General features: G+C 71.4%; 14 protein-coding genes and 1 riboswitch. Of the genes, 8 read left to right on the top strand and 6 right to left on the bottom strand.

Features of this window, described 5'->3' with window-relative positions; all coding sequences use genetic code 11:
• Nucleotides 1-71: 71 nt before the first annotated feature.
• The 8 genes from sigR to AB0M97_RS06175 all read left to right on the top strand — a co-directional run bounded on the left by sigR (nucleotide 72) and on the right by AB0M97_RS06175 (nucleotide 8,502).
• Nucleotides 72-752, top strand: a complete 681-nt coding sequence (gene sigR / locus AB0M97_RS06210; protein WP_365959542.1) for an RNA polymerase sigma factor SigR — start codon at nucleotides 72-74, stop codon at nucleotides 750-752.
• Nucleotides 749-1,051 (top strand): mycothiol system anti-sigma-R factor, encoded by a 303-nt coding sequence (gene rsrA / locus AB0M97_RS06205; RefSeq protein WP_365959541.1) that lies wholly within the window; start codon nucleotides 749-751, stop codon nucleotides 1,049-1,051. The genes sigR and rsrA overlap by 4 nt, the downstream gene beginning before the upstream one ends.
• 166 nt (nucleotides 1,052-1,217) lie before the next feature.
• Nucleotides 1,218-2,564 (top strand): HD-GYP domain-containing protein, encoded by a 1,347-nt coding sequence (locus AB0M97_RS06200; RefSeq protein WP_365959540.1) that lies wholly within the window; start codon nucleotides 1,218-1,220, stop codon nucleotides 2,562-2,564.
• On the top strand, nucleotides 2,561-3,814 hold the full coding sequence (locus tag AB0M97_RS06195) for an HD domain-containing protein (RefSeq protein WP_365959539.1): 1,254 nt from the start codon (nucleotides 2,561-2,563) through the stop codon (nucleotides 3,812-3,814). Before AB0M97_RS06200 ends, AB0M97_RS06195 begins: the two co-directional genes overlap by 4 nt.
• A gap of 154 nt (nucleotides 3,815-3,968) precedes the next feature.
• Nucleotides 3,969-4,949 carry a hypothetical protein gene (locus tag AB0M97_RS06190; RefSeq protein WP_365959538.1) on the top strand — a complete coding sequence of 327 codons (981 nt, stop codon included), beginning with the start codon at nucleotides 3,969-3,971 and terminating at the stop codon, nucleotides 4,947-4,949.
• 151 nt (nucleotides 4,950-5,100) lie between these two features.
• Nucleotides 5,101-5,751, top strand: a complete 651-nt coding sequence (gene def, locus AB0M97_RS06185; RefSeq protein WP_365959662.1) for a peptide deformylase — start codon at nucleotides 5,101-5,103, stop codon at nucleotides 5,749-5,751.
• Between the two features lie 292 nt (nucleotides 5,752-6,043).
• The gene (gene cyc1 / locus AB0M97_RS06180; RefSeq protein WP_365959537.1) at nucleotides 6,044-7,129 is read left to right on the top strand and encodes an epi-isozizaene synthase; all 1,086 of its coding nucleotides are present in this window, start codon (nucleotides 6,044-6,046) and stop codon (nucleotides 7,127-7,129) included.
• Nucleotides 7,126-8,502, top strand: coding sequence for a cytochrome P450 (locus tag AB0M97_RS06175; RefSeq protein WP_365959536.1), 1,377 nt, complete (start codon nucleotides 7,126-7,128; stop codon nucleotides 8,500-8,502). Before cyc1 ends, AB0M97_RS06175 begins: the two co-directional genes overlap by 4 nt.
• A 44-nt stretch (nucleotides 8,503-8,546) precedes the next feature.
• On the opposite strand, the gene AB0M97_RS06170 is transcribed toward AB0M97_RS06175, so the two are convergent.
• The 6 genes from AB0M97_RS06170 to AB0M97_RS06145 all read right to left on the bottom strand — a co-directional run bounded on the left by AB0M97_RS06170 (nucleotide 8,547) and on the right by AB0M97_RS06145 (nucleotide 16,013).
• Complete coding sequence (locus AB0M97_RS06170; RefSeq protein WP_365959535.1) at nucleotides 8,547-9,512, bottom strand: helix-turn-helix domain-containing protein; 966 nt, start codon at nucleotides 9,510-9,512, stop codon at nucleotides 8,547-8,549.
• Nucleotides 9,513-9,726: 214 nt separating this feature from the next.
• On the bottom strand, nucleotides 9,727-10,737 hold the full coding sequence (locus AB0M97_RS06165; RefSeq protein WP_365959534.1) for a ribonucleotide-diphosphate reductase subunit beta: 1,011 nt from the start codon (nucleotides 10,735-10,737) through the stop codon (nucleotides 9,727-9,729).
• Nucleotides 10,737-13,010 (bottom strand): ribonucleoside-diphosphate reductase subunit alpha, encoded by a 2,274-nt coding sequence (locus AB0M97_RS06160; RefSeq protein WP_365959661.1) that lies wholly within the window; start codon nucleotides 13,008-13,010, stop codon nucleotides 10,737-10,739. Before AB0M97_RS06160 ends, AB0M97_RS06165 begins: the two co-directional genes overlap by 1 nt.
• A 351-nt stretch (nucleotides 13,011-13,361) precedes the next feature.
• Nucleotides 13,362-13,499: riboswitch (cobalamin riboswitch) on the bottom strand.
• 28 nt (nucleotides 13,500-13,527) lie between these two features.
• Complete coding sequence (locus tag AB0M97_RS06155) at nucleotides 13,528-14,034, bottom strand: GNAT family N-acetyltransferase (protein ID WP_365959533.1); 507 nt, start codon at nucleotides 14,032-14,034, stop codon at nucleotides 13,528-13,530.
• An 87-nt stretch (nucleotides 14,035-14,121) separates the two neighbouring features.
• A complete protein-coding gene (mctP, locus tag AB0M97_RS06150; RefSeq protein WP_365959532.1) occupies nucleotides 14,122-15,750 on the bottom strand; it encodes a monocarboxylate uptake permease MctP in 1,629 nt (542 codons plus the stop codon).
• Nucleotides 15,747-16,013 (bottom strand): DUF3311 domain-containing protein, encoded by a 267-nt coding sequence (locus tag AB0M97_RS06145; protein WP_365959531.1) that lies wholly within the window; start codon nucleotides 16,011-16,013, stop codon nucleotides 15,747-15,749. Before AB0M97_RS06145 ends, mctP begins: the two co-directional genes overlap by 4 nt.
• Between the last annotated feature and the right edge of the window lie 17 nt (nucleotides 16,014-16,030).

The following is a 16,030-nucleotide window of genomic DNA, read 5'->3' as shown; positions in this document are numbered from 1 at the left end:
CCCCGACCACGGGTCGTCTATCCTCCGAATCGAGTGGGACCGGTCTTGGTTTCACGCCAACACTGGAGGAGGTGGGTCCGGTCGCCGGTACCGACGCAGGGACCGAGAACGGCCAGCCGGAGCAGCCCGAGGGCCGGGGTGCCGCGGAGTCGGCCGCGGAGCGCAGCGCGCGCTTCGAGCGGGACGCGCTGGAATACCTCGACCAGATGTACTCGGCCGCGCTGCGCATGACGCGCAACCCGGCGGACGCCGAGGACCTGGTGCAGGAGACGTACGCCAAGGCGTACGCGTCCTTCCACCAGTTCCGCGAAGGCACCAACCTCAAGGCGTGGCTGTACCGGATCCTCACCAACACCTTCATCAACTCCTACCGCAAGAAGCAGCGCGAACCCCAGCGCAGCGCGGCCGAGGAGATCGAGGACTGGCAGCTCGCCCGTGCCGAGTCGCACATGTCGACCGGTCTGCGCTCCGCCGAGTCGCAGGCGCTCGACCACCTGCCCGACTCGGACGTGAAGCAGGCGCTCCAGGCGATCCCCGAGGAGTTCCGCATCGCCGTGTACCTCGCCGATGTGGAGGGCTTTGCCTACAAGGAGATCGCCGACATCATGGGGACACCCATCGGTACGGTGATGTCCCGGCTGCACCGGGGACGCCGTCAACTGCGCGGCATGCTGGAGGACTACGCCCGCGAGCGCGGACTGGTCCCGGCCGGCGCGGGAGAGTCGAACGAAGCGAAAGGCTCGGGGTCATGAGCTGCGGAGAGCCGCACGAGACGGATTGCAGCGAAATCCTCGATCATCTCTACGAGTTCCTCGACCGGGAGATGCCGGACTCGGACTGCGTGAAGTTCGAGCACCACTTCGAGGAGTGCTCGCCGTGCCTGGAGAAGTACGGGCTGGAGCAGGCCGTGAAGAAGCTGGTCAAGCGGTGCTGCGGGCATGACGACGTGCCGGGCGACCTGCGGGACAAGGTCATGGGGCGGATCGAGCTGATCCGTTCCGGCCAGGCCGTCCCCGAGCACGACGTGACGGCGGCGCCGCAGGAGTCCTAGACCCCTCCGCGGCCCTGGACTCTCCACAGTCCCGGACTCCTCCACGGCCGGTCACGCCGAACGTCCTTTTTCACCCGAACGTGCTAACCCGCGGGGAACCGTCCGCGGTCCCCCCTGCCGCCGCCTAGGCTCCGGAGCCTGAAAGGCATGGCCGGGGGAGGGGCTCATGGATGCGGTACCGGCACGGGCACGTGCGTGCGTGGCCTGTGTCGTCCTCGCGGCCCTGTTCTGCCTGCGCCACCTTCCCGAACTCCACACCCCCTGGTACGCGGTCGCCCTGCTCGCCGCCCTGTACGCGGGCTGCGAGCACATCGCCAGGTCCCGGTTCGCCGGCACCTTCCACCCCGTGCTGCTCGCCGCGGCCTTCCTGCTGCCGCCGCCCGCCGCCGCGCTCGTCGCGGTGCCGGGCGCGCTGCTGTCCGGCGTCGCCGAGCGGCCCGCGGTGCTGCGGCGCGTGTGGCGGGCCGCGCAGCTCGTCGTCGCCGTGTGGGCCGCCGCCCGCGTGCACTGGTCCCTCGGCGGGCGCGACGCCGTCGTGGCGTCCGACTTCCGCTACGCCCTGCTGCCGGCCGCCGCCGCCGTGCTGGTGTTCTGCCTGGTGCTGACCGTGCTCGACGCCGCCGTCCTCGCGGCGGGCGCGGGCGCACCGCCCGCGCCGCTCGGGCAGCGGGACCGGGTGCCCGTGCGGCGGGCCTGGCGCGGGCTGTTCACGCGGTCGCTCGCGCCGGTCGCCGTGCACGGCCTCGTCGGGCTGATGATGGCCGTGCTGTGGCGCAGCCCGTACGGGCCGGTCGCCGCGCTGCTGGTGATGCTGCCGATGGGCGTGTCCTGGTGGGCGTTCGCGCAGTACCACCGGGAACGGGCCGCGCACCAGGCGACGATCCGCGCCCTCGTGCAGGCCGTCGACATCAAGGACGGCTACACACGCGGGCACGGCGAACGCGTCGGACAGGCCTCGATGATGATCGCCCGCGAGCTGGGCCTGGACGACGACCGCGTCGAGGTCCTGCGCTTCGCCGGGATCCTGCACGACGTCGGCAAGCTCGGCGTCCCGACCCGGCTGCTGCGCAAGGACGGCCCGCTCACCCCCGAGGAGCGGCGCGTCATCGAACTGCACCCGGAGTACGGGCACGAGATCGTCCGGGGCATCGGCTTCCTCGGGGAGGCGCGCGCCGCGGTGCTGCACCACCACGAGCGGATGGACGGCAGCGGCTACCCCTACGGGCTCGCCGGGACCCAGATCCCCGAGTCGGCGCGGGTGGTCGCGGTGGCCGACGCCTTCGACGCCATGACCTCCACCCGCTCCTACAGCCGGGCCCGGCCCGTCCCGGCCGCGCTGGAGGAACTCCAGCGGTGCGCGGGCAGCCACTTCGACCCGAGGATGGTCGCCGCCCTGGTCCGCGTCATCACCCGGTCCGGGTGGCGGCCCGCGGTCACGGCCGACGAGAGCGGCTCCCGTCCCCTCGGCCCGCCGCGGCCCCGCACCCCCAGCCGGCCCGGAGTGCACCGGTGACGCGGTGGCAGCGGCCCCTGCTCCTCGCCCTGGTGCACACCACCGCGGGGCTGCTCGCCGCCGCGAGCCTCGCCGTCACCCTCTGGGGCGGGCTGGAGGGACGGCCCGTCGCCGTCGCCTTCGGCGTGCTCGTCGCCTTCGGCGAGCTGACCCGCTGGACCGGCACCCGGGTCCGGGAGGCCGCCCCGATCGGCGCCGCCGCGGCCCTGGCCTACGCCCTGCTCGGCGAGGCCGCGGGTGAGCCCACCCGGCACGGTGTGGCGCAGGTCGTGACCGTCGTCCTCGTCGCCACCCTCATCGGCAGCGTGCCGCACACGGCGCGCGGCCGGGGCCCCACGGCCGACCAGCTCGCCCGCCGCACGCTCAGCGTCGGCTTCGCCGCCACCTGCTTCCAGCCCCTCTACAACCAGGGCGCCTTCGACGGCTGGGTCGGCCCCGCCCACGCCCTGCTGCTGCTCGCGCTGCTCGCGCTGACCGCCCTGTTCGACGCGGTCCTCGCCGCCGCGCTGGCCCACGCCCGGACCCGGTGGCCGTTCGCCCCGCTGCTGCGCGACGAACTGCGGGGCATGCTCGGCATCGGGGCCGCGGTGTGCGCCACCGGGGCCGTGATGGCGCTGGCGGTGGCCGTCGTCGGGCTCTGGGCGCTGCCCGTGTTCTCGGTGCCGCTGCTGCTGGCCCAGCTGTCCTACCGGCGGTACACCGCGGTGCGCGCCACCTACCGGCAGACCATCGCCTCCCTCGCCCGCGCCACCGAGATCGCCGGGTACACGCCGACCGGGCACGCCCGGCGCGTCGCCGCGCTCGGCCTGGCCGTCGGGCGGGACCTCGGGATGACCGAGCCGGAGCTGACCGTGCTGGAGTACGCGGCGCTCATGCACGACATCGGCCAGCTGAGCCTCGTCGACCCGGTGCCGGCCGGGGCCACCGCCGGGCTGCCCGTCCCGGAACAGCGGCGCATCGCGCTGCTCGGCGGGGCCGTCGTGCGGCAGACCGGGGTCGACCCGGCCGTCGCCGTCGTCGTGGAGCGGCAGGCCGACCCGTGCCGGGAACAGCCGCTCGCCGCACGCATCGTCCGCGTGGTGAACGCCTACGAGGAGAAGGCGCGGGGTGCCGGGCCGGGCGGCGCGCTCACCGCGCTGGAGGAGCTGCGGCTGGCCGCCGCCGGGGAGTACGCGCCGGAGGTGGTGGCCTCGCTGGCGCGGGTGCTGTCGCGTGACGCGGGCCTCCTGGCGCGTGAGCACACCGGGTGAGGACGCCGGAGCCTGTCTGACCCGGTGCGAGGCTGGGTAACCCATGGGTAATGAGCGCCCTTCCAGCCGTACGTGGTTTGATGCGCAGGAAAGGGTGTCCGGGGGCGCAGAGCGGCACAGCCAGCCCACTTGACGGAACTGGCAGGCGGGAATCGTGAGGATCTTCGGCAAGGGACGGCACCGGCCCTCCGCCTCCTGGCGGCAGGCCACGGACCGCGCGTTCACTCTCATCGGCGACGGCCGGTACGAGGACGCGGGCGCGCTGCTGACGCGGGCCGCCGACCTGGAACCCTGGCTGTCGGAGTCCTGGTTCAACCTCGCCCTGCTGCACAAGTTCCGGCACGACTGGGAGCAGGCCAGGGCGGCGGGCCTCAGGGCCGTCGCGCTGCTCGACCGGGACACCGGGGCACCCGACTGGTGGAACGTCGGCATCGCCGCGACCGCCCTGCAGGACTGGCCGCTGGCCCGCCGCGCCTGGCAGGCGTACGGCCTGCGGGTGCCCGGCGCGGCGACCGGCTCCGGCGAGCCGGTCGGCATGGACCTCGGCAGCGCGGCCGTACGGCTGTCGCCCGAGGGGGAGGCCGAGGTCGTGTGGGGGCGGCGGCTGGATCCCGCCCGGATCGAGGTGCTGTCGATTCCGCTGCCGTCCTCGGGGCGGCGCTGGGGCGAGGTCGTGCTGCACGACGGTGTGCCGCACGGCGAGCGGACCACCACCGCCGGGCACACCTATCCGGTGTTCGACGAGATCGAGCTGTGGGCGCCGTCGCCCGTCCCGACCTGGGTGGTGCTGCTGGAGGCGGCCACGGAGGCCGACCGGGACGCCCTGGAGCAGCTGGCCGCCGACGCCGGGTTCGCCGCCGAGGACTGGTCGTCCTCGGTGCGGCTGCTGTGCCGGACGTGCTCGGAGTCGCGGATGCCGTCCGACGAGGGCGACGGTGAGCATCTCGACCCGCACGACCACAGTGAGCCGGGGCAGCCCGGGCCGCTCGGGCACCGGACGGACGGGCAGCTGTGGGTGCCGGAGCGCGAGTGCGGGGTGGCCGCGCCGGCGTCGCTGGTCCGGGGGCTGCTGGACGGATGGGTCGCGGACAGCCCGGAGTCCCGGGACTGGCGGGACCTCGAAGAGGTGTGCTGAGGGCCGCGGCCGGATCCCGCTCTGCCGCGGCGGGTCGCGCCCGCGCGGCGGGGTCGTGTGTCAGCCATGGTCCGGCACCCCCTCGGGGTGCTTCCCCGTACCCTGTATCAGCACCTACTCCCCGTTCATGTCAGGAAGGCGTACGTCGGTCATGGCGCAGCAGGACACCGATCAGCAGCACGTGGGCGTGCTCCCCGTCGACGACGAGGGCTTCGTCGTGGACACGGAGGACTGCGAGGCGCGCGAGTCGGACTGGCGGGAGCGCGGCACCTCGCGGCCGATCACCGTCGTCGGGAACCCGGTGCTCCACAAGGAGTGCAAGGACGTCACCGACTTCGGCGAGGAACTCCAGCAGCTGGTCGCGGACATGTTCGCCAGCCAGCGCACCGCCGAGGGCGTGGGCCTGGCCGCCAACCAGATCGGCGTCGACCTGAAGGTGTTCGTCTACGACTGCCCGGACGACGACGGTGTGCGGCACGTCGGCGTCGTCTGCAACCCGAAGCTGGTCGAACTGCCCGCCGAGCGGCGCCGGCTGGACGACAGCAACGAGGGCTGCCTGTCCGTGCCGACCGCGTACGCCTCGCTCGCCCGGCCGGACTACGCCGAGGTGACCGGGCAGGACGAGCAGGGCAACCCGATCAAGGTGCGCGGCACCGGCTACTTCGCGCGCTGCCTCCAGCACGAGACCGACCACCTGTACGGCTACCTGTACATCGACCGGCTCTCCAAGCGCGAGCGCAAGGACGCGCTGCGGCAGATGGCCGAGGGCGAGCCGCGCTACCCCGTGGTCGCCAACGACTGACGGCCCCCGGCCGCGTCCGCCCAACTGCCTTGTGGACGGCGACCGTTCAGGTTCCTCCTCCTGACCGGGCGCCGTTCGTGCGTGCGTCGCCCGGTCGATCCGGTGCGCTCCCTGCTGATCACACATGCGTCATGCAAGGGAGAATCTCGGCACAGAGGCGCAATGAATGCAGCAAATCCGTTCCCAAATCGGTCAGTTGTGGTGCTGAATAGGAAGTGCGGGGATACGCACCGGCGCACGTCCGGCACAGCGGGCGGGCCTGTGCCAACAGGCGGCTGAGAGGGGTTTGTTCGTGCAGGCTTTCCCACACGGCTCCACTACGACATCGACCGTGGTCGCAGTCCCACCCTCACTCCGGCTCCCGGTGATCGAGGCGGCTTTTCCCCGGCAACTGCATCCGTATTGGCCCCGGCTCCAGGAGAAGACCCGCACCTGGCTCCTCGAAAAGCGTCTCATGCCGGCGGACAAGGTCGAGGAATATGCCGACGGCCTGTGCTACACGGACCTCATGGCGGGCTACTACGTCGACGCCGCCGACGACGTTCTCCAGGCGACAGCGGACTACAGCGCCTGGTTCTTCGTCTGGGACGACCGTCACGACCGCGACATCGTGCACCGCCGTCCGGTGGCCTGGCGGCGTCTGGCCGAGCAGTTGCACACGGCACTCGAGGCACCCCAGAACCACCTGCACCACCGGGACCCGCTGGTGGCCGGGTTCGCCGACAGTGTGCTGCGGCTGTTCTCGTTCCTGCCGGTGACCTGGAACGGCCGGTTCGCCCGGCACTTCCACGCGGTGATCGACGCGTACGACCGGGAGTTCCACAACCGCACCCACGGAATCGTCCCCTCCGTCGAGGAATACCTGAGGCTGCGGCGGCTCACCTTCGCGCACTGGATATGGACCGACCTGCTGGAGGCGAGCGCCGGACAGGAACTCCCCGACCGGGTGCGGAAGCACCCCGCATTCCGGCGGGCGGCACTCCTGAGCCAGGAATTCGCCGCCTGGTACAACGACCTCTGCTCACTTCCCAAGGAAATAGCGGGGGACGAGGTCCACAACCTCGGCATCAGTCTCATCACCCACGAAGGGCTGACTCTCGAAGCGGCGATCGTGGAGCTGAGACGGCGCGTCGAGGAATGCATATCCGAATTCATAGTCGCGGAACAGGACGCGTTGCGGTTCGCCGGCGAACTGGCCGACGGCACCGTGCGCGGAAAAGAACTGAGCGCGGCGGTGCGGGCCTGTGTCGGCAATATGCGGAACTGGTTCAGCACCGTCTACTGGTTCCACCACGAGTCCGGCCGGTACATGGTCGACAACTGGGACGACCGGTCCACTCCCCCGTACGTCAACAACGAAGCGGCAGGTGAGAAATGACCGTCGAGTCGGTCACACCCCAGAGCGGGACCGGTGCAGGAGCCGAGCTGCGTGAGCCGCCCGTGGCGGGCGGCGGGATTCCGCTGCTCGGCCACGGCTGGAGAATGGCCCGCGACCCGCTGGCCTTCATGGCCCGGCTGCGCGACCACGGCGACGTCGTACGGCTGAAGCTCGGCCCGAAGACGGTGTACGCGGTCACCACGCCCGCGCTCACCGGCGCCCTCGCGCTCAGCCCGGACTACATCATCGCCGGGCCGCTGTGGGAGTCCCTGGAGGGCCTGCTCGGCAAGGAGGGGGTGGCCACCGCCAACGGCCAGCTCCACCGGCGGCAGCGGCGCACCATCCAGCCGGCGTTCCGGCTCGACGCGATCCCGGCGTACGGGCCGATCATGGAGGAGGAGGCGCACGGGCTGGTGGCGCGCTGGCGCTCCGGCGAGGTGATCGACTGCACCTCCGAGGCGTTCCGTGTCGCCGTGCGCGTCGCGGCCCGCTGCCTGCTGCGCGGCCAGTTCATGGACGAGCGCGCCGAGCGGCTGTGCGGCGCGCTCGCCACCGTGTTCCGCGGCATGTACCGGCGGATGGTCATCCCGCTGGGCCCGCTCTACCGGCTGCCGCTTCCGGCCAATCGCGCATTCAACCGGGCGCTGGCCGATTTGCATCTGCTCGTCGACGAGATCGTGGCCGAGCGGCGGGCGTCCGGTCAAAAGCCGAACGATTTGCTGACGGCTCTGCTGGACGCCCACGACGACAATGGCGAGCCCATCGGGGAACAGGAGATCCACGACCAGGTCGTCGCGATACTCACCCCCGGGAGCGAAACCATCGCCTCCACGATCATGAGTCTGCTGCAGGTGCTCGCGGAACACCCGGAACACGGCGACAAGGTGCGCGACGAGGTGGAATCCGTGACCGGCGGCCGGCCGGTGCGATTCGACGACGTGCCCCGTCTCACGCACACCAACAATGTCCTCGTGGAGGCGATGCGACTGCGCCCGGCCGTCTGGATTCTCACCCGCCGCGCGGTCGCCGACACGGAACTCGGCGGCTATCGCATTCCGGCCGGTGCCGACATCATCTACAGTCCGTACGCGATCCAGCGCGATCCGAGGTCGTACGCACACCACTTGGAGTTCGATCCGGACCGGTGGCTTCCGGAGCGGGTCACGGAGCTGCCGAAATATGCCATGCGGCCGTTCGGCGTGGGCAATCGGAAGTGCCCGAGCGACCACTTCTCGATGGCGATGCTCAGCCTGGTGACGGCGGCGCTGGCGAGCGCGTACCGCTTCGAGCAGGCGCCGGGCTCCGACGGCAGCGTCCGGATCGGCATCACGCTCCGCCCCGACGGGCTGCTGCTGAGGGCCGTGCCCAGGTGAGGCGGCGCGGGTGAGGCGTGCGCGGCGAGGCGGCCGGCGCGCGGTCAGGCGGCCTGCGGGCCCCGGAACGCGCGCCGGTAGGCGTTCGGCGTGGTGTTCAGCGCCCGGACGAACTGGTGCCGCAGCGCCGCCGCGGTCCCGAAGCCGGTACGGGCGGCGATCGCGTCCACCGTGTCGTCCGTGCCCTCCAGCAGCTCCTGGGCCAGCAGCACCCGCTGGCGCAGCAGCCAGCGGTAGGGGGTGGTGCCGGTCTCCTGCTGGAAGCGGCGGGCGAAGGTGCGCGGCGACATGTGGGCGCGGGCGGCGAGCTGCTCGACGGTGACCTCCCGGTCGAGGTGCCGCTCCATCCAGGACAGCACCTCGCCGACCGTGTCGCAGCGCGACCGCGGCAGGGGCCGCTCGATGTACTGGGCCTGGCCGCCGTCGCGGTGCGGCGGCACCACCATGCGCCGCGCGATCTTGTTGGCGACCTCGGTGCCCTGCTCCTTGCGTACGATGTGCAGGCAGGCGTCGATCCCGGCCGCGGTGCCGGCCGAGGTGATCACAGGGTCCTCGTCCACGTAGAGCACGTCCGGCTCCACGATCGCCCGCGGACACTGCCGGACCAGCTCCCCCGACTGGCGCCAGTGCACCGCGCACCGCCGCCCGTCCAGCAGCCCCGCGGCGCCGAGCACGAACACGCCCGAGCACACGCTCAGCACCCGCGCCCCGTGCTCCACGGCCCGCACCAGGGCGTCGAGCAGCGCCGGCGGATACTCCCGCCGGGCGTAGTCGCTGCCGGCCGGCACGGCGATCAGGTCGGCCTCGTCCAGCCGGTCCAGGCCGTGCGACGTGGTCACGGTCAGCCCGCCGACGTGGGTGCGCAGCGCCGGGCCCTCGGCGGAGACCACCGCGAAGTCGTACACCGGGAGGTCCTCGTCGCTGCGGTCGATGCCGAAGACCTCGCAGACGACGCCGAGTTCGAAGGGGTGCACGCCGTCCAGCAGGACGGCGGCCACGTTGGTCAGCATGCTGCCAGTGTGCCTCGGTTCTGGCAGGAAATCGAGGGTGCGCGGCAGTCCTGCCACTGTCAGGAGTGTCATGGCGGTACGAGACTTACGGCATGAACGCATTCCTCGGATACCTGACCGTCCTGGCCCTCTTCGCCCTCGTCGCCGGCCCGGCGCTCGTGGGGCTGCGCCACGAACGCCGGATCGACCGCCAGCTCGACCCGCGGCCGGGGACTCAGAAGTCCTCGTCCAGGTCGACGGCGCCCTCCACCGCCACCTGGTACGCCGACGGGCGCCGCTCGAAGAAGTTGGTCAGTTCCTGAACCCCTTGCAGCTCCATGAACGAGAACGGGTTGCCGGAGCCGTACACCGGAGCGAAGCCCAGGCGCGTGAGGCGCTGGTCGGCGACGCACTCCAGGTACTGCCGCATCGACTCGGTGTTCATCCCCGGCAGGCCGTCGCCGCACAGGTCGCGCGCGAACTGCAGCTCGGCCTCGACGGCCTCCCGCAGCATCCCGGTGACCTCCTCGCGCAGCGCGTCGTCGAACAGCTCCGGCTCCTCCTTGCGGACGGTGTCGACCACGTCGAACGCGAAGCTCATGTGCATGGTCTCGTCGCGGAACACCCAGTTGGTGCCGGTGGCGAGACCGTGCAGCAGGCCCCGGCCGCGGAACCAGTAGACGTAGGCGAAGGCGCCGTAGAAGAACAGGCCCTCGATGCACGCGGCGAAGCAGATGAGGTTCAGCAGGAAGCGGCGCCGGTCGGCCCGGGTCTCCAGCCGGTCGAGCTTCTCCACCGAGTCCATCCACCTGAAGCAGAATTCGGCCTTCTCGCGGATCGAGGGGATGTTCTCCACGGCCGCGAAGGCGGCGGCGCGGTCCTGAGGGTCGGGGAGATACGTGTCCAGCAGCGTCAGATAGAACTGGACGTGGACGGCCTCCTCGAACAGCTGCCGCGACAGGTACAGCCGCGCCTCGGGCGAGTTGATGTGCTTGTAGAGGGTCAGCACCAGGTTGTTCGCCACGATCGAGTCGCCGGTGGCGAAGAACGCGACCAGCCGGCCGATCAGGTGCCGCTCGCCCGGCGTCAGCTTCGCCAGGTCGGCGACGTCGGAGTGCAGGTCGACCTCCTCCACGGTCCAGGTGTTCTTGATGGCGTCCCGGTAGCGCTCGTAGAAGTCGGGGTAGCGCATCGGGCGGAGGGTGAGCTCGAAGCCCGGGTCGAGGAGATTCCGGGTGCTGGTCATCACTGGCAGGCCTCGCAGGACTCGGGGTTCTCAAGGGAGCAGGCGACCGCTTCGGCCTCCCGCGCGGGGGCGGCGGCGCGGGCCGCGCGGGCGATGCGGGTCGCCGGGCGGGAGCGCAGGTAGTACGTCGTCTTCAGACCCTGCTTCCACGCGTACGCGTACATCGACGAGAGCTTGCCGATGGTCGGGGTCTGGAGGAACACGTTCAGGGACTGCGACTGGTCGAGGAACGGCGTGCGGGCCGCGGCCATGTCGATCAGGGCGCGCTGCGGGATCTCCCACGCCGTGCGGTACAGCCGCCGGACGTCCTCGGGGATCCACGTGAAGTCCTGCACCGAGCCGTTCGCCTCGCGCAGCGCCTCACGGGTACGGGCGTCCCACACGCCGAGCCTCTTGAGGTCCCGCACCAGGTACGGGTTGACCTGGAGGAACTCGCCCGACAGCGTCTCGCGCTTGAACAGGTTGGACACCTGCGGCTCGATGCACTCGTACACGCCCGCGATGGAGGCGATGGTGGCCGTCGGCGCGATCGCGAGGAGCAGGGAGTTGCGCAGGCCGGTCGCCGCGACGCGGGCCCGCAGCGCGGCCCAGCGCTCCGGCCAGGCGAGCTCGACGTCGTAGTGGTCGGGGTGCAGGACTCCGCGGGCGGTACGGGTCGCGTCCCAGGCCGGGCAGGGGCCGTTGCGCTCGGCGAGACCGGCGGACGCCTCGTACGCGGCCAGCATGATCCGCTCGGCGATGCGGGTGGACAGGGCCCTGGCCCCGGGGGAGTCGAAGGGCAGCCGCAGCTGGAAGAAGACGTCCTGCAGGCCCATCACGCCCAGGCCGACCGGGCGCCAGCGGGCGTTGGAGCGGCCCGCCTGCTCGGTCGGGTAGAAGTTGATGTCCACGACGCGGTCGAGGAACGTGACGGCCGTGCGGACGGTCTCGTCCAGCCGCTCCCAGTCGATGTCCGCGCCGCGCACGAAGGCGCCGAGGTTGACCGAGCCCAGGTTGCAGACCGCCGTCTCCCCGTCGTCGGTGACCTCCAGGATCTCCGTGCACAGGTTGGAGGAGTGGACGACCCGGCCGGGCTCGGCGGTCTGGTTGGCGGTGCGGTTGGCGGTGTCCTTGAAGGTCATCCAGCCGTTGCCGGTCTGCGCGAGGGTGCGCATCATGCGGCCGTACAGGTCACGGGCGGGCAGTGTCTTCCTCGCCAGGCCCCTCGCCTCCGCCGCCCGGTACGCCGCGTCGAACTCCTCTCCCCACAGATCCACCAGCTCCGGCACGTCCGACGGCGAGAACAGCGACCACGGCCCGTCGGCGTCCACGCGCCGCATGAACTCGTCCGGCACCCAGTGCGCGAGGTTGAGGTTGTGCGTGCGCCGGGCGTCCTCGCCGGTGTTGTCGCGCAGCTCCAGGAACTCCTCGATGTCCGCGTGCCAGGTCTCCAGGTAGACGGCGGCGGCCCCCTTGCGCCGGCCGCCCTGGTTCACGGCGGCGACCGAGGCGTCCAGCGTCTTGAGGAACGGCACGATGCCGTTGGAGTGGCCGTTCGTGCCGCGGATCAGCGAACCCCGCGAGCGGATCCGGGAGTAGGCGATGCCGATGCCGCCCGCGTGCTTCGAGAGCCGGGCGACCTGGTGGTACCGCTCGTAGAGGGAGTCCAGCTCGTCCTTGGGGGAGTCGAGGAGGTAGCAGGACGACATCTGGGGGTGCCGGGTGCCCGAGTTGAACAGGGTGGGGGAGGAGGGCAGGTAGTCGAGGCGGCTCATCAGCCGGTACAGCGCGGCGACCTCCTCCACCGCGCGGGGCGAGTCGTCCTCGGCGAGACCGGCCGCCACGCGCAGCAGGAAGTGCTGGGGCGTCTCCACGGCCTTGCGGGTGACCGGGTGCCGCAGCAGGTAGCGGCTGTGCAGGGTGCGCAGCCCGAAGTAGCCGAAGCGGTCGTCGGCGGCCGGGTCGATCAGCGCGTCCAGCCGGGCCGCGTGACGGCGGACGAACGCGGCGGTGCGGTCGGCGACGAGGCCCTCGCGGTGGCCGGTGGCGACGGACTCGGTGAAGGCGGTCACGCCCTGCGAGGCGGCCTCGGCGCGGATGCCGAGGGTGAGCAGCCGGGCGGCCAGCTTCGAGTAGGCGGGGTCCTCCGAGATCAGGCCGGCGGCGGCCTCCGTGGCCAGCTCGCGCAACTCGGCCTCGTCCGCCTGCGCCGACCGGCCGCGCAGCGCCGCCGCGGCGACCCGGCCGGGGTCGGCGTCGGGCAGGTCGGCGGTCAGCTCGGTCAGGGTCCGCAGGAGGGCGGCGGCGGGGCGGTCGCCGGGGTGCCGGGGCGTGGGGGCTGGAGCAACACCCGGGACGGAAGCCGGACTTGAGGCCGGGTCTGAAGCCGAAGCAGCATCCGGGGCCGAAGCCGGACTTGAGGCCGGGGCTGAAGGCGAAGCATCCGCTGGACTTATGGCCGCGGCTGAAGCGGAAGCAGCGGCCGGGCCCGGACTTGAGGCCGGATCGGCTGGCGCGATGGTCACGTGGGGCTCTCCCTCGCTCGGCACGAGGCCTCGTCGAGGGGCGGGGGCAGCTCACGAGCGCACGCGGCGTCGCGTCCACCGGCCCATTCCACGAGGCCCGGACGTCAGGCGCCGGGCCGGACGGCCGGGCGCACTGCCGGCAGGTCCTCGGACTGACCAGGCGTGCGGAAACACGCGGGTACACCGTTGCGGGACAGTTCCGGATTCGCACCGGATTCCCCTGCGGCGACAGCGAGCACGAGCATACATCTTGTGTCGGGCCGTGAAAGCACCCCCACATCTTGTGTCACAGTGTCAGTCGGTAGGCGAGAAGCTCGATGTCGTCGACCTCCGGGAGGGGGTTCCAGTCGCGCTCCGGTGTGCGGACGAAGTCCAGCCGCTCATAAAGCCGGTGCGCGGTGTGCATGGTGCGCTGCGTGGACAGCACGACGGCCACGCAGCCCGGCAGGGCCCGCGCGCGGTCGACGCAGGCCCGCACCAGAGCCTCGCCGACCCCGCGGCCCCGGGCCGCGTGCGCCACGGCGAGCATGCGGATCTCGGCCTCCGAGGGGCCGGCGATCTCGGCCATCGGCCCGCCGGACGGCACGAACGTCACGCCGCCCAGCACGTCGGCGCCCCGGACGGCGGCCAGCACCTCGGCGTGCGCCGCGCGCTTCGCCACGTCGCGCAGCTGGGTGAGGTAGGAGTCGCCCTCCCCGAAGTCCAGCAGGCCGTCGCGGAGGTAGGCCTGCGCGGTGATCTCGCCGACGGCCGCGTACTCGGCGGGCCGGGCCCGCCGTATCACGATGTCCATGCGGTGAGTGTGCCCGACGGGTACGGCAACGGGCCGCCGGATCACCCCGGCGGCCCGTGGCAAGAGCCCGTCAGTGGGCAGAGCCCGTCAGTGGGAGGAACCCGCGGTGGCCGGCGGGAGTTCCACCTGGACGCCCGGGTCGCCCGCGTCCGCCGTGTAGTCCTCCGGCTTCGTCTCGTCGACGCCGTCGGGGGCCTTCGCGGCCCTGAGGACGAAGGTGAGGACCACCGTGACGACGACGTTCAGCACGAACGCCGTGAGACCGATGTAGCCGATCTCGCCGATGCCCGGGATCTCCTTCGAGGAGCCGCCGAAGTGCTTCTGCGTCGGCGAGGCCACACCGTACGCGGCGACCGTGCCGTAGATCATGCCGACCGCCCAGCCGGCGAGCAGCGCCCAGCGGTGGAACCAGCGGGTGAACAGGCCGCCGACCAGGGCCGGGAAGGTCTGCAGGATCCAGATGCCGCCCAGCAGCTGGAAGTTGATGGCGACCGTCTTGTCCATGGTCAGCACGAAGGCCAGTGCGCCCACCTTCACCAGCAGCGAGACCACCTTGGAGACCTTGGTCTCCTCGGCCGGCGTCGCGTCGGGCTTGATGAAGTCCTTGTAGATGTTGCGGGTGAAGAGGTTCGCCGCCGCGATGGACATGATGGCCGCCGGGACCAGGGCGCCGATGCCGATCGCGGCGAAGGCCACGCCCGCGAACCAGTCCGGGAACATCGTCTCGAACAGCTGCGGGATCGCCAGCTGCCCGTTCTGCACCTTGATGCCGGCCGCGATCGCCATGAAGCCGAGCAGCGCCAGCAGGCCCAGCATCAGCGAGTAGAGCGGCAGGATCGTGGTGTTGCGGCGGATCACGTCACGGCTGCGCGAGGACAGCGTCGCCGTGATCGAGTGCGGGTACATGAACAGCGCGAGCGCGGAGCCCAGCGCCAGCGTGGCGTACGTCCACTGGCCCGCCTCCGACGGCACCAGCGAGCCGCGGGGCGCGCCCGTCGCCGGGTTGGTCTCGGAGAACGCCTCGCCCGCCTTGGAGAAGATGTCGTCGAAGCCGCCCAGCTTGATCGGGATGTAGATGATCGCCACGGCGATCACGATGTAGATCAGGGTGTCCTTGACGAAGGCGATGAGCGCCGGGGCCCGCAGGCCGGACGAGTAGGTGTACGCCGCGAGGACACCGAAGGCGATCAGCAGCGGCAGGTCCTTGATGAACCAGTTGGTGTTCTCGCCGCCGCCGATCCCCATCACGTCCAGCACGGCCTGGATGCCGACCAGTTGGAGCGCGATGTACGGCATCGTTGCCAGGATGCCGGTGAGCGCGACGGCGAGCGACAGGCCCTTGGAGCCGAACCGGCCGCGCACGAAGTCGGACGTCGTGACGTAGCCGTGCTTGTGCGACACCGACCACAGCCGCGGCAGGAACGTGAAGATCAGCGGGTACACCAGGATCGTGTACGGCACCGCGAAGAACCCGGCCGCGCCCGCCGCGTAGATCGCCGCCGGTACGGCCACGAAGGTGTACGCCGTGTAGAGGTCGCCGCCGAGCAGGAACCAGGTGACCCAGGTGCCGAACGACCGGCCGCCCAGGCCCCACTCGTCGAGGCTGTGCTCGTTCTCCGCCTTGCGCCAGCGCGCGGCCAGGAAGCCCATGGCCGTGACGAGCAGGAAGAAGAAGATGAAGACGGCGAGGGCCACGCCGTTCACGCCGTCGTTCATTCCGCCGCACCCCCCTTGCGGCCGGAACGGGCGCGCTGGTCACGCTGCCACAGCTTGTACGCGATCATGGTCAGCCCTGTGGACAGCAGCACCCACATCATCTGGTACCAGTAGAAGAACGGCATGCCGATGAACGTCGGGTCGGTCTTCGCGTACGAACCGACCCACAGCATCGCCACGAAGGGCGCTATCAGGCAGAGAGCGATGACGACGCGCACGGGCGTCACCACCGGCTCTCTGTTCACCTTTGGGGCTTGTGACATCTGACGGCTCCGTCCCT

The sequence above is a fragment of the Streptomyces sp. NPDC051207 genome (assembly GCF_040682395.1).
In the GTDB taxonomy this organism is placed as follows: Bacteria; Actinomycetota; Actinomycetes; order Streptomycetales; family Streptomycetaceae; genus Streptomyces.
Note: the sequence above shows the minus strand (reverse complement) of the source record. Positions and strands in the feature narration are given on the sequence as shown.

What these genes read in the sequence shown, in the direction of transcription:
- def (WP_365959662.1), top strand. Translation starts at nt 5,101, where the DNA reads ATGGCGCAGCAGGACACCGATCAGCAGCACGTGGGCGTGCTCCCCGTC.
- AB0M97_RS06170 (WP_365959535.1), bottom strand. Translation starts at nt 9,512, where the DNA reads ATGCTGACCAACGTGGCCGCCGTCCTGCTGGACGGCGTGCACCCCTTC.
- AB0M97_RS06155 (WP_365959533.1), bottom strand. Translation starts at nt 14,034, where the DNA reads ATGGACATCGTGATACGGCGGGCCCGGCCCGCCGAGTACGCGGCCGTC.
- AB0M97_RS06165 (WP_365959534.1), bottom strand. Translation starts at nt 10,737, where the DNA reads ATGACCAGCACCCGGAATCTCCTCGACCCGGGCTTCGAGCTCACCCTC.
- AB0M97_RS06145 (WP_365959531.1), bottom strand. Translation starts at nt 16,013, where the DNA reads ATGTCACAAGCCCCAAAGGTGAACAGAGAGCCGGTGGTGACGCCCGTG.
- mctP (WP_365959532.1), bottom strand. Translation starts at nt 15,750, where the DNA reads ATGAACGACGGCGTGAACGGCGTGGCCCTCGCCGTCTTCATCTTCTTC.
- rsrA (WP_365959541.1), top strand. Translation starts at nt 749, where the DNA reads ATGAGCTGCGGAGAGCCGCACGAGACGGATTGCAGCGAAATCCTCGAT.
- AB0M97_RS06175 (WP_365959536.1), top strand. Translation starts at nt 7,126, where the DNA reads ATGACCGTCGAGTCGGTCACACCCCAGAGCGGGACCGGTGCAGGAGCC.
- AB0M97_RS06200 (WP_365959540.1), top strand. Translation starts at nt 1,218, where the DNA reads ATGGATGCGGTACCGGCACGGGCACGTGCGTGCGTGGCCTGTGTCGTC.